This is a genomic window from Stenotrophomonas rhizophila (assembly GCF_003751305.1).
In the GTDB taxonomy this organism is placed as follows: Bacteria; Pseudomonadota; Gammaproteobacteria; order Xanthomonadales; family Xanthomonadaceae; genus Stenotrophomonas; species Stenotrophomonas rhizophila_B.
This window is the reverse complement of the sequence record NZ_RJKV01000001.1, coordinates 1,516,447-1,528,452: the sequence shown is the minus strand read 5'-3', so window position 1 is coordinate 1,528,452 and position 12,006 is coordinate 1,516,447. Positions and strand designations below refer to the sequence as shown.

At 67.2% G+C, this 12,006-nt stretch carries 10 protein-coding genes; 5 read left to right on the top strand and 5 right to left on the bottom strand.

Annotated elements, in window-relative coordinates; translation table 11 throughout:
• Window positions 1-6: 6 nt before the first annotated feature.
• The 4 genes from EDF74_RS06885 to EDF74_RS06870 are packed head-to-tail and all read right to left on the bottom strand — an operon-like array spanning window position 7 to window position 4,339.
• Window positions 7-612 (bottom strand): DUF2894 domain-containing protein, encoded by a 606-nt coding sequence (locus EDF74_RS06885; protein WP_123729363.1) that lies wholly within the window; start codon window positions 610-612, stop codon window positions 7-9.
• Entirely contained in the window at window positions 602-1,249 is a 648-nt protein-coding gene (locus EDF74_RS06880; RefSeq protein ID WP_123729362.1) for an OmpA family protein, read from the bottom strand. Before EDF74_RS06880 ends, EDF74_RS06885 begins: the two co-directional genes overlap by 11 nt.
• Window positions 1,246-3,651: a DUF802 domain-containing protein gene (locus EDF74_RS06875; protein WP_123729361.1), complete on the bottom strand. Its 2,406-nt coding sequence runs from the start codon at window positions 3,649-3,651 to the stop codon at window positions 1,246-1,248. Before EDF74_RS06875 ends, EDF74_RS06880 begins: the two co-directional genes overlap by 4 nt.
• A 10-nt stretch (window positions 3,652-3,661) precedes the next feature.
• The gene (locus EDF74_RS06870) at window positions 3,662-4,339 is read right to left on the bottom strand and encodes a DUF3348 domain-containing protein (RefSeq protein WP_123729360.1); all 678 of its coding nucleotides are present in this window, start codon (window positions 4,337-4,339) and stop codon (window positions 3,662-3,664) included.
• A gap of 245 nt (window positions 4,340-4,584) precedes the next feature.
• Between EDF74_RS06870 and EDF74_RS06865 the strand changes: the two genes are divergently transcribed.
• The 4 genes from EDF74_RS06865 (at window position 4,585) to proP (ending at window position 8,409) form a co-directional block, all read left to right on the top strand.
• Window positions 4,585-5,670: an alpha/beta hydrolase fold domain-containing protein gene (locus tag EDF74_RS06865; RefSeq protein ID WP_123729745.1), complete on the top strand. Its 1,086-nt coding sequence runs from the start codon at window positions 4,585-4,587 to the stop codon at window positions 5,668-5,670.
• 116 nt (window positions 5,671-5,786) lie between these two features.
• Window positions 5,787-6,200, top strand: a complete 414-nt coding sequence (locus EDF74_RS06860; protein WP_123729359.1) for a host attachment family protein — start codon at window positions 5,787-5,789, stop codon at window positions 6,198-6,200.
• Between the two features lie 9 nt (window positions 6,201-6,209).
• Window positions 6,210-6,539, top strand: a complete 330-nt coding sequence (locus tag EDF74_RS06855) for a thioredoxin family protein (RefSeq protein WP_123729358.1) — start codon at window positions 6,210-6,212, stop codon at window positions 6,537-6,539.
• Window positions 6,540-6,921: 382 nt separating this feature from the next.
• Window positions 6,922-8,409 carry a glycine betaine/L-proline transporter ProP gene (gene proP, locus EDF74_RS06850; protein ID WP_123729357.1) on the top strand — a complete coding sequence of 496 codons (1,488 nt, stop codon included), beginning with the start codon at window positions 6,922-6,924 and terminating at the stop codon, window positions 8,407-8,409.
• Window positions 8,410-8,441: 32 nt separating this feature from the next.
• Here the strand turns inward: proP and EDF74_RS06845 are convergent, their stop codons facing one another.
• Window positions 8,442-9,491, bottom strand: coding sequence for a Kelch repeat-containing protein (locus tag EDF74_RS06845; protein WP_123729356.1), 1,050 nt, complete (start codon window positions 9,489-9,491; stop codon window positions 8,442-8,444).
• 137 nt (window positions 9,492-9,628) lie between these two features.
• Between EDF74_RS06845 and EDF74_RS06840 the strand changes: the two genes are divergently transcribed.
• Window positions 9,629-11,971 (top strand): GH92 family glycosyl hydrolase, encoded by a 2,343-nt coding sequence (locus tag EDF74_RS06840; protein ID WP_123729355.1) that lies wholly within the window; start codon window positions 9,629-9,631, stop codon window positions 11,969-11,971.
• The last annotated feature ends 35 nt before the right edge of the window (window positions 11,972-12,006 follow it).

The window sequence follows — 12,006 nt, the reverse complement described above, 5'->3', positions numbered from 1 at the left end:
GAAACCTCAGTTTGCTGCCTTGCCCGCACGCGGCCGCCGCGGCTTCGCCCCTCGCGGCACAACCTTCGGCGTCGCCACCAGCACGCCCCACTGATGCAGGTGCTCCATGCCCGACAGCGCATCCAGGTACGCCATGAAATGCGTCAGGTAGCCGGGCGAGGTCTCTTTCATCAGCGTCAGGGCGCGATGGACCAGTACACCGGAGTTCAACGGCCCACCATTGGTGGGCATCTGGGCCAGTGATTCCTTGAGTTGGCTGGCATTGCGAAGCCTGGCCCACGTCGCCCGGACCTCGCCCAGCACCGTCAATTCCGGATACACAGCACTGTGCTGCACGGTTAATTCCGTGACCAGCGCCTGCAGGCCGATTCGACCCGATGACAGGCCCGGCGCGGTCACTACCGATGCCGACGCATCGGCAACCCGCTCAGCGTAACCCGCGACCAACGCGTCCAGCTTCCGTTGCAACAGCGCCCGCACCTCACCGTCATGCATCTGTGCGCGGGCATGCAACGCCTCGATCACCGCAAAGCGCGTGCGGTCGAGCTGGTCGAGCTTGTCCGCCCGCCAGTTCTGGAGGATCTCAGCCGTTGCGACAGAACTACGGGGCATCTGCTGCCTTGCTGGTCTTGGGCTTGGGAATCGGCGCAATCTCCACACGGCGATTCTTCGCGCGGCCGTCTTCGTCGGCGTTGGAACTCACCGGCTGCTCCGAGCCAAACGCCGCGGCAAACACCGCATCCGACGGCACGCCCTCGGCAATCAGGGTGCGGGTGACGGTCAACGCACGCTCGGCGGAGAGTTCCCAGTTGTCGGCGAAGCGCCAGTTGCCATCGCGCACCTGCTGGTCGTCGGTGAAGCCGCTGACCATGAGGATCTCCTCGCGCGAGGCCAGGTAGCCCTTCAGCGGCCCGGCCAGGCTCTTGAGGACGTCGGCACCTTCCGGTTGCAGCTGATCCGAGTTCAACGCGAACAGCACATTGCCGCGGATGCCGATGCGGCCATCCACCAGCGTCACGCGCCCGGCCGCGAGCGGACCGGCAAGGGCCTGCTCCAAGGTCTGGCGGCGCTGCACTTCGGCCTGGCGCTGCTTGACCTCTTCATCCAGCCGGTGGGTCAGCTCCAGCTGCAGCGCGACCACGCCGACCAGAATCAGCACGAACGCACCGAGCAGCACCGACATCAGGTCGCCGAAGGCGGCCCAGATCGGCGCACCTCCGTCGGCCTCGACTTCGATCTCGTCGCTCATGCCGAGGCGGCTCCGGCCTTGCTGCTGCGGCGGCCGGCCAGCTGCTGCAGCTCATCGATGATCTGCTTCTGCGAGAGCACGCTGAGGTCGATGACCTCGCGCGCCTGGGCCACGTAATAGGCAAGCTGCTCGTCACTGCGTGCCAGCGAGCCGTCCAGCGAGGCGGCGATCTGGGCCAGACGCTCGTTGAGGCCGTCGCTGGCCGTCCCGAAGGACTGCACGGCGCTGCCCAGCGCATCGGCCAGGCTCGCTACTTCCACCGCGCTGCCGGTGACCTGCGCGGCCACGCTGCCCAACTTGCCGGTCTCGGCTTCGATGTGATCGGTGAAGCGGGTGCCGACCCGGTCCAACAGCTCGGCCGAGGTCGATACCAGTGCATCGACGGCGACGCGTTGTTCGTTGGCGGCATGGTTGACCGCATCCAGCAGGGTCTCCACGGTCGCCAGCAGACGGCTGCGTTCTTCCAGCGTAGCGGTGTCGCGGACCAGGCTGTCGGAGAGTTTGCTGCGCAGTTCGGCGACGACATCGGCCGCGGCCTTGGGCGCTTCCGAGGCGGCTTGGACGAGGCGCGAGATCTCGCTGATCGTCTCGCTGGCGTGCGCCTGGGCCTGCCGGGTGATGTCGTTGGCGGTGCGGGCGAGGGTGTCGCAGATCTCCTGCTGACGGCTGGCGACGCTGGCGCCGGTCTGCTCCCAGCGTTCGCCGAGGCTGGCGCTCATGCCGGTGAAGGCATCGGTCCACACGCTCAGGCGCTGCTGATCGCGTGCTTCCAGTGCGTCCTGCAGCTGGGTATGCGAGTGCTGCATCGCCTCGCCGAGCGAGAGCGCCTGCGCCTGCAGCGTCGCGGCGGCGGCATCCAGCGCGTGCTGGTGACGCTCGCTCACTGCAGTGGCGGCAGCATCCTGGCGGGCGAGCGCCTGCTGCCATGCCTCGGCGATCTGCGCGGTGGTGGCGTCCATGCGGCTGCCGACCGCGTCGATCAGGCCGGTGGCCCGGGCGTCATGTGTTTCGGTGAAGCTGGCCAGCGCCGTGCGCAGGTCGCCGGTGAGCGCAGCATGGGTCTGCTGCTGCGCCGCCTGAGCCTCCTGCCAGCGCTGCGCGGTCGCGCTGAGCTCGGTCGAGACTGCCTCAAGCAACGCGCTGGAGCGCTCGCCATGCTGTTCGGCGAACTGGGTCAGTGCACTGCGCAGCTCAGCCGCCATGGCTTCATTCGTCTGCTGCTGTGCGGACTGGGCCGCCTGCCAACCATCAGCGGTGCTGACCAGCTTCGTGGAAACGGCATCGAGCAGGCCAAGCGCGCGTTGATCGTGCTGCGCGGCGAACCCATCCAGCGTGGCGCGCAGGTCCGTGGTCAGTGCCATGTTGGTCTGCTGCTGGCTGTCCAGCGCGGCCTGCCAGGACACGGCAGTGGCGACACGGCTGGCGTCAAAACCCTCGGTCAAGCCGGCCAGCTGGCGCTGCACTGCATCGGTCACCGTCTCGTGCATGGTGGCGTTGGCGCGGGCGATGCCGGCGAGCGTGGTGTCCATCACCGGCTGCAAGGCCGCACCGACCGCGCGTGCGCTTTCGGCGACGCTGTCCTTGAGCGACTGCTCGATCGCGGCGGTCAGGCGGGCATATTCCTCGTCGGCCTTGGCATGGAAGCTCTGCTGGTTCGCCAGCATCCGCTCGCCCGAGACGTTGCTCTGCTGCTCGATCGCGGTGGTCATGGCCTGCAGCCGTTCCACCAGCGCCGGCATCAGTTCGGCCTGCTGCTGCAGCAACCGGAAGGCTTCATTGCGCTGCCAGGACTGCGAGTGAGTGTGCAGGGTGGTCGCGATCTCCACGTCCAGTTGCTGCACCGCTTCCAGGCGCTCACGCCGGCACAGGGCCGAGAGCAGGCCCAGCATCGCGGAGGTGGCGACACCGGCGATCGAGGTGCCGAACGCGACCGCAAGGCCTTCCACCGGCGCACCCAGTGAGCCGCGGATCGCCTGCAGGTCGGTCGCGCTTTCCAGCGCCAGTCCGGTCCCGCGTAACGTCGCCATCATGCCGAGCAGGGTGCCGAGCATGCCCAGCAGCACCAGCAGCCCGACCAGGTACGGCGTCAGGACCGGACCGGGCAGGGCAACGCGCTCGCCTTCCACGCGCAGACGCACAGCATTGCGCAGACTGGGATGCAGCTGGCCCAGCCAGGTGGCGAGCCCGGCGCTGGCGGTGCCAGCACTGGCGCTGGCCGCCGTGAGCGACGCGGTGGCCTGTCGGTAGCGATACAGCTCGAGGCCACCGGCGAGGTAGCAGACGGCGATCAGCAGGGCGACAGCGAAACCGACCGGATTGGTGCTGGCATAGCCCGCCCCGATCCAGCACACCGCAACAAGGCCAAGCAGGAAAACAACGGAGTGAAGACTGGTTCTGAACATGACGTCCCGGTTAGTGGGTGCGAAGCGCTGCAAGCAGGCCTTCGATCGGTTGAAAACGGATATCCAGCTCGGCCAGCAGCAGGCTCTGCATGTCACGGCGGAACACCTCGAGCCAGCCATCATCGCTGCCGGCATCGCGCAGGCGCTCGAAATGCACCCCAAGCAGCACCGGCACCTTGGCCAGCAGGCTGTACTCCCGCGCGCTCAGGGTCTGCTCCATCAGTGCGTCGACTTCGGCGAGCCTGGCCATCTCAGGCGAGGTGCGGGTCAACATGTCGCGCAGGCGACCGCGCAGACGGCTGGTGGCACTGAGCATGGCGCGCTGCTGGGTCAGGTAGCGCTCGCGGAATACGGTGTACTCGACAGGGGCGTCGCCACCGTCGGGCGCCACGACCCGGCGAGGGTGCCTGGTGCCCTCAGGTTTCTGAACAATGGTCGCCTCCAGCGCAGCGCGGATCCGCTGGCACTCGGCGTCCTCGTCGGCATCGAAATCCGGGCCCTCCACGGCGGGTGGGAGCCGGCCATCGAGCGCCTTGGACAGGGTGACCGCCCGCGTCCAGTCCACCCACTCGCTGAGCCGGTCTGACAGGGCAGGGCCCGTCGAAGACAGGTTGCTTTCAGCGAGGCGGGCCAGCAGCCGGATGAAGGCCGGGCCCGGGACAGGCGTCCGTTGCGCGGTTTTGGCCATTGTTCCGGTTAAAACGACGAATTTTACACCGTAATGACCACGGGCCGCCGGGCGCTGGGGTTCAGCCTCGCCGGCCACTTACTTCGCCAGCGGGAGCCGGTCGCTGACCAGTTGCCTTCGCTGGCGGGCACTCGGCTCTCCAGCCAGCGTGCCACGTGTCCCGCGTCGCGCAGGCAACGACTATTCTGTGATTCGATTTCGGATGGGGAGTGCAGCAGTTGGATTGGACCCGGGCGTTCGCGCTCATGGCGCTGTTGGCGGCCTTCAGCGTCAACGTCATGGCAGCCACGCCCGCGCCCTCGCAGGCGGACGGTGTGCGGAGGGTGCCGGCGTTCGCGCTGCCGCTGTCCCCGTATCTGAGCCCGGAAGCACAGGCCGCGCTGCGCAGCGCCGTCGTCAACGGCGACCCGGTCGCGAAGATGGACAACGCCACCGTGCTCAAGGAGCTGGCGACGATCCGCAAGGGTGCCGATGACTGGGCCTACGGCGAGATCAAGGCGCTGCGCCAGCGCTATGCGGTGGTGCTGCACCACGAAACCTGGAATGGCGTGCCGGTGGTCCGTGTCGAGCCACGCAGTGCGCCAGCCGATCCGGCGCAGCGGCGTCTGTTGATCGAACTGCATGGCGGCGCGTTCGTGTTCGGGCGTGCAGACAGCCTCGGTCTGCTTGAGGCGATCCCGGTCGCGGCGATGACCGGGGCCACCGTCGTAGCGGTGGAGTACCGGCAAGGCCCGGAGCATCAGTTCCCGGCTGCGAGTGAGGATGTGGCGGCGGTCTACCGTGCGGCGCTGGAGAAGATGCCGGCACGTCACATCGGTCTGTTCGGCTGCTCGGCCGGCGGCGTGCTGACGGGCGAATCGCTGGCGTGGTTCGCCAAGGAGAAGCTGCCGATGCCGGCCGCAGCCGGCCTGTTCTGCGCCGGCGGCGATGCACGCTATGGCGGCGACTCCCGTTATGTGGCCGCGGCCGTGACCGATGCACTGCTGCCGCATGCCGATGGCACGCTGCCGATCATGGAAGATCTGTACTACGGGAAGGTGGATTTCCATGATCCGCTGGTGTCGCCGGTGTTCTCCGATGCGGTCCTCGCACAGTTCCCGCCGACCCTGTTCATCACTGCCACCCGTGCGGCGGAGCTGAGCAACGTGTCCTTTACGCATTCCCGCCTGGTGGACCTGGGCCGCGAGTCGGATCTGCACGTCTGGGACGGCCTGGGCCACGCGTTTCACCTGGATGCCCGGCTGCCGGAGAGCCAGCAGGCTTACCGGGTGATGGCCCGGTTCTTCAGCCGCCACCTGGACATGCCGCTACCGCCAGCGCCTGCGGAGTAGCGCGCACAGGCGCTGCATACGGAATGCATACATCCGTATGCACGGTGCTTACATGAGGTTGCCTACGGTGGAACCCGAGTGCACCCGCGCTCGGTTTTCCCCATAAGGAGTAGATGATGAGCCAGCAGATTCCCGAAGGTACCCTCGTTGTTGTCGCCGATGGCGGCTCGGCCCGCGTGTTCACCAACGTTGGCACCGCGCACAAGCTTCAGCTCAAGCAGGAGGGGGAACTTCAGCTGCAGGCCGTCAGTGAGACCGGCGCCTCGGGGCAGGGCCCGTCCGGCTCGGTGCCACAGGACATGACGATCTCCCAGCTCAACGAAGCCACGTTTGCCAAGCAGGTCGCCGCGCAGTTGAACGAAGATGCGCTGAAGAACCGCTATGCGCACCTGATCCTGATCGCCGATCCGCAGACGCTGGGCCGCATCCGGCCGTTGCTGCACAAGGAAACCCAGGAGCGGCTGATCAAGGATCTTGCGAAGGACTACACCAACGCACCGCTGGAGGACATCCAGCGCGCACTGTCCTGAGCACCGCCCGTGACCTTCGTTCGTGAGTACAGCCCCTCCGACATCACCCGTGCCGACATCGATGCGGGCAGCGGATGGGTGCTGCTGGAATTCGGCACGGGTTGGTGCGGCCATTGCAGTGCCGCCCAGCCCCTGCTGCAGAAGTTTCTGGGTGGCTACGACGCGACGCACCTGAAGGTCGAGGATGGCAAGGGGCGGCCGCTGGGCCGCTCCTTTGCGGTGAAACTGTGGCCGACCGTCATCCTGTTGCGCGACGGCCAGGAGATCGCGCGTGCGGTGCGGCCACACGAGCGCGACGATCTCGCGCCGCTTATCGATGCGCTCGAGCGCGGACAGTAACGCGCCGCCCGCTCTCGAGCGACATTGCCTGCGTGATCGTCGTCAGCGCAACACATTTACCGCATTCCCACCGCTCCCCGAGTGTGTGTGCATCGCGTGAAGAGGAATCAAAACAGCCTGAAACATGCTGTTCCACGCTGCCGACCGGAGCAGTACGGGCCTCGCGCTTGCCAAATGTAGTAACATGGCTCGCTTGATCACCCCCGGGCCATTGCCCGCTTCCTGGTCATCCATCCCGCAGCGTCGCTGAATCCACGCGGCCGTCCGGGATCGTCTGTTGCAACCCCTCTTCGCGCATCGCGCTGTGTCATCAGAGGCGGTATTTCCTGTGCCGTGCGCGGGACCTCGGGCGCCGCGATGGCCTGCTTCCAGGAGAAAGCAGATGCAGGACCTGCCTGCCGCACACGCTCATTTCGGCTGGTTCAAACGCCGCCGCCAGATGCATGTCGACGAAGTCACCGTCGTTGATCGCCCCATGTTGAAGAAGGCCGTTGGCGCTGCGGCGCTCGGCAACGCGATGGAGTGGTTCGATTTCGGCGTCTACGGCTACCTCGCCGTCACCCTCGGCCACGTGTTCTTCCCCGACAGCAGCCCGACCGCGCAGCTGATCGCCACCTTCGCCACCTTTACCGTCGCCTTCCTGGTGCGCCCGCTGGGCGGCCTGGTGTTCGGTCCGCTGGGCGACAAGTACGGGCGGCAGAAGGTGCTCGCGGCCACCATGATCCTGATGGCCGCCGGTACCTTCAGCATCGGCCTGATTCCCTCGTACGACCGTATCGGCATCTGGGCGCCGGCGCTGCTGCTGCTTGCCCGCATCGTGCAGGGATTCTCCACCGGCGGTGAGTACGGCGGCGCGGCGACGTTCATCGCCGAGTATTCGACCGACCGCAACCGCGGCCTGATGGGCAGCTGGCTGGAGTTCGGTACGCTGGGCGGCTACATCGCCGGTGCCGGCACGGTCACCGCACTGCACATGGCCCTGAGCAGCACGCAGATGCTGGACTGGGGCTGGCGCATTCCGTTCCTTGTGGCCGGCCCGCTGGGTCTGCTTGGCCTGTACATGCGCATGAAGCTGGAAGAGACGCCGGCCTTCCGCGCGTATGCCGAGGAGGCCGAGAAGCGCGATCACGAGCGCCCGGGTCTGGGCGCGCTGTTCCGCGTGCATTGGGCACAGCTGCTGATCTGCGTCGGCCTGGTGCTGGTGTTCAACGTCACCGATTACATGCTGCTGACCTACATGCCCAGCTACCTCAGCGTCACGATGGGCTATGCCGAAAGCAAAGGCCTGCTGCTGATCATCATCGTGATGCTGGTGATGATGCCGCTGAATGTGGTGGGTGGATTGTTCAGCGATCGCCTGGGCCGTCGCCCGATGATCATCGGTGCCTGCATCGCGCTGTTCCTGCTGGCGATCCCGTGCCTGAAACTGGTGGGCAGCGGCAATGACTGGCTGATCTTCCTGGGGCTGATGCTGCTCGGGCTGGCGCTGGTGTGCTTCACCAGCTCGATGCCGTCCACGCTCCCGGCGCTGTTCTACACGCCGGTGCGCTACAGCGCGCTGTCGATCGCCTTCAACGTATCGGTCTCGCTGTTCGGTGGCACCACGCCGCTGGTGACCGCTTGGCTGGTGGAGCGCACCGGTGATCCGCTGGTACCCGCCTATTACCTGATGGGCGCGGCGGTGATCGGCGTGATCACCATGCTGTTCGTCCGCGAGACCGCCGGCATGCCACTGCGCGGCTCTCCGCCGGCGGTGGCGAGCGAAGCCGAAGCGCGTGCCCTGATGCGCAGTGATGAGCCGGTCACGGTGGATGCGACCCAGCCCATGCTGCCCGAGGCGGCGGTGCCGGACTCGGCACGCCCGGCGTAAACCGGGCCCTGGTACGCCCTGCCTGCGATGGACTACGGACGGGCGACCAAGCGGTAATGGTCGTCCAGTTCCGGGCCGCCGCCGCGATTGCCGCTGCCGGCGACGACATGCAGCGCCCCGTCCAGTACGGCTGCCTGCATGCCGTGCCGCCCCACCGGCAGCGCCGGCAGCGCTTCCCAGCGTTGTGTTGCTGGGCTCCAGGCCTCGACTTCCGCGTGTGCGATGGTGTGCGCATCGCTTTCGCCACCGATCACGACCAGCCTGTCATTCCAGGCGACCGCGGCAGTGCCTGAGCGCGGCGTAGGCAGGGGCGAGGGCAGTGTGGACCAGCGGCCCGAGGCAATGTCGAACACGTCCACCGCCGCCACCGACTGCATTCCCGATGCGCCGCTGCCATGGGCGCTGACCCGGCCACCGGCGGCGTAGAGCGCCCCGTCCAGCACCGCGGCGTGGAAGTGATCACGGGCATGCGGTGCATCCGGCAGCGCGGTCCACCTTGCCGTCGCGGGATCGAAGACATCCAGCCAAGGCACCACGCCACCCGTGTGTCCACGCGTGACGCCACCGACCAGGTAGATCCGTCCTGCGTGCAACGCAACGCCGCTGGCTCCGCGTGCGCGGCCTGCAGGCAGCGGTGGCCCTTGTTGCCACGCATCCGCTGAGGGGTCGTAGACCCAGAGGGTGGGCACCGCGGGCTCGGCCGGGAAATCGCCGGTCAACGCCCCCAGCACCCAGATGCGGCCGTCGTAGGCCAGCGCCTGCGCGTGGTGGAGCTGATCCAGTGGCGGTCGTGCACCGCGCGTCCAGCGTCCGCTCGCGGGATCGAAGATCTCCAGGGGGCGCTCACCGCGTCCGCCCAGGAGGTAGAGCTTGCCGTCGAGCGCGACCAACGCACTTTCGTGGCGCGCAGTGGGTGGATGCCCGCCTTCGTGCGCCTTCCATCTCAGCGCGGCCGCCGGTGATTCGGAGGCACCGGCTGTTGTCGTCAGGCCGCTGGGCGCGGTGCGTCCCGCACAGGCGGCGAGCAGGGCAGCGGTGATGAGGGGGATTGTCAGCAGGCGGGTGAGGCGGCGCAACACCATGCAGGTCTTCCCGGAAACGAACCGGACGCCAGCGTAGCAAGCCGCGTCCCTCGGTGTCGTCAGCCGCACCGCAACATGCCCCTCCGTCACGCCGGTGCTAGGATCAACCTCACCTGAATCGATCTAAATTCAACGCCATGACAAAAACGGGGACAGTGCGGTGGTTGGGGTTCGCGGTAGGGGCGATGTTGGTGGCCGGCACAGCCACAGCGGCGCCAACGAAACTTGGCGAGCGCGCCTACGCGGCGGTAGACCCGTTCATCGGTACGGCCGGGGAGGGGCACACCTATCCCGGCGCCACAGTGCCGTTCGGCATGGTCCAGCTCAGTCCGGACACCCGTATCCAGCCGCGCGAGAAGGCGTATGGCTGGGCCGCCGGCTACCGGCATGACGACACCAGCATCGTCGGCTTCTCGCACACGCACTTCTCCGGCAGCGGCCATTCCGATCTTGGCGATGTGCTGCTGATGCCGGTGCGCACCGATGCCAGCCTGGAACGTGGCGATCCGGACAAGCCCGGCAGCGGCTATACCTCGCGCTTCCGTCACGATGACGAGCGCGCCGAGCCGGGCTACTACGCCGTCACCCTGGATGATCCGAAGGTGCGTGCGGAGCTGACCACCAGCACCCGCGTGGGCGTGCACCGCTACACCTATCCGGCCAACCAGCCGGCGCGCGTGCTGCTGGACCTGCGTACCAGCCTCTACGACTATCCCGGCAAGATCATGTGGTCGCGCCTGCGCGCCCGTGAGGACGGCACCGTCACCGGCTTCCGCGAAACGCGCGGCTGGGCGCCGGGCCGTCAACTGTATTTCGCGATGCGCTTCTCGCGGCCACTGACCGGTCACGCCTTCCACAACACCGAGACCGACATCGCCTACAAAGGCTTTCCGCCGCCGGGCCACCAGAGCCCGGCCCAGCGTGCGCAGATCGAAGGGCGCCAGCTGGTGGGCACGTTTGATTTCGGCACGCTCGACACGCCCTTGGTGGTGACGGTGGCGATCTCGTCGGTCAGCGAGGCCGGGGCCATCGCCAACCTGGAGAGCGAAGTGCCGGGCTTCGATTTCGATCGCGTCCGTGCCGAGGCGAAAGCGCAGTGGACGCAGGCACTGTCGGTGCTGGATATCGACGCCCCCGAGCACGACCGGCGCAGCGCCTACACCGCGCTGTACCACAGCCTGCTCGGGCCGACGGTGTTCATGGACAGCGATGGTCAGTACCGCGGCTCGGACAATGCCGTGCACCGCGCCGAGGGCTACACCAACTACTCGACGTTCTCGCTGTGGGACACCTACCGCGCCCTGCATCCGCTGCTGACCCTGGTACAGCCGGAGAAGCGCAACAGCGATTTCATCAATTCGCTGCTCGCGCACCAGCACAACAGCGCCTACGGGATGCTGCCGGTGTGGGCGTTCCATGGGCAGGAAACCTGGTGCATGATCGGTTACCACGCGGTGCCGGTGATCGCCGATGCCTACCTCAAGGGCATCCGTGGTTTTGATGAAAACAAGGCACTGGCCGCCATGGTGGCCACCGCCAATTACGGCCCGTACGACGGCATCGCGCAGTATCGCGAGCTGGGCTGGGTGCCGATCGATGAGGAAGGCGAAGCGGCCAGCAAGACGCTGGAGTACGCCTTCGACGACTGGACCATCGCGCGCATGGCCAAGGCCATGGGCAACACGAAGGTCGCCGGTGAGTTCGAGAAGCGCGCCACCAACTGGCGCAATGCCTATGACAAGGACACCGGTTTCATGCGGGCGCGCAAGCGCGATGGCAGCTTCCGCATGCCGTTCGACCCGAGCGCGAGCGGTTACGGCACGGACTACACCGAAGGCAACGCCTGGCAGTACTCCTGGTACGTGCCGCACGACGTGGCCGGCCTGGCCGCCGCGCACGGGGGCAGCGACGCGCTGCTGGCCCGTCTGGACCAGGTGTTCGAGGCCAAGGTCGACCCGTCCATCTTCGAGCACATGGAAGACATCACCGGCCTGATCGGCTGGTACGCGCACGGCAACGAGCCCAGCCACCACGTGGCCTACCTGTATGCCCATGCCGGCCAGCCGTGGCGCACCCAGGCGCGGCTGAAGCAGATCATGGACACCCAGTATGCCGACCGTCCCGACGGCCTGGCTGGCAATGACGACCTTGGCCAGATGTCGGCCTGGTACGTGTTCACCGCGCTGGGCTTCTACCCGGTGGCGCCGGGCAGCGGCGAGTACATCATTGGCCGTCCGTTCCTGCCCAAGGCAGCGCTGCATCTGCCCAACGGCAGGACCTTCACCATCGTCACCGACGGGCTGGGCAAGGGCCACGACTATGTCGGTTCGGTGACCCTCAATGGCCAGCCGCTGCAGCGCACCTTCCTGCGCCACGACGAGATCCTGGCCGGCGGAGAGCTGCGCTTCACCCTGCAGGCCGAGCCGAACAAGGCCTGGCCGGGGCAGGGCGCCGAGCAGCCGTATTCGATGTCCCACTGACCGGGAGCCCGCATCTCCTTTCTGGCCAAAATGGG

What these genes read in the sequence shown, in the direction of transcription:
- EDF74_RS06845 (WP_123729356.1), bottom strand. Translation starts at nt 9,491, where the DNA reads ATGGTGTTGCGCCGCCTCACCCGCCTGCTGACAATCCCCCTCATCACC.
- EDF74_RS06880 (WP_123729362.1), bottom strand. Translation starts at nt 1,249, where the DNA reads ATGAGCGACGAGATCGAAGTCGAGGCCGACGGAGGTGCGCCGATCTGG.
- EDF74_RS06860 (WP_123729359.1), top strand. Translation starts at nt 5,787, where the DNA reads ATGAGCCAGCAGATTCCCGAAGGTACCCTCGTTGTTGTCGCCGATGGC.
- EDF74_RS06885 (WP_123729363.1), bottom strand. Translation starts at nt 612, where the DNA reads ATGCCCCGTAGTTCTGTCGCAACGGCTGAGATCCTCCAGAACTGGCGG.
- proP (WP_123729357.1), top strand. Translation starts at nt 6,922, where the DNA reads ATGCAGGACCTGCCTGCCGCACACGCTCATTTCGGCTGGTTCAAACGC.
- EDF74_RS06865 (WP_123729745.1), top strand. Translation starts at nt 4,585, where the DNA reads ATGGCGCTGTTGGCGGCCTTCAGCGTCAACGTCATGGCAGCCACGCCC.
- EDF74_RS06840 (WP_123729355.1), top strand. Translation starts at nt 9,629, where the DNA reads ATGACAAAAACGGGGACAGTGCGGTGGTTGGGGTTCGCGGTAGGGGCG.
- EDF74_RS06875 (WP_123729361.1), bottom strand. Translation starts at nt 3,651, where the DNA reads ATGTTCAGAACCAGTCTTCACTCCGTTGTTTTCCTGCTTGGCCTTGTT.
- EDF74_RS06870 (WP_123729360.1), bottom strand. Translation starts at nt 4,339, where the DNA reads ATGGCCAAAACCGCGCAACGGACGCCTGTCCCGGGCCCGGCCTTCATC.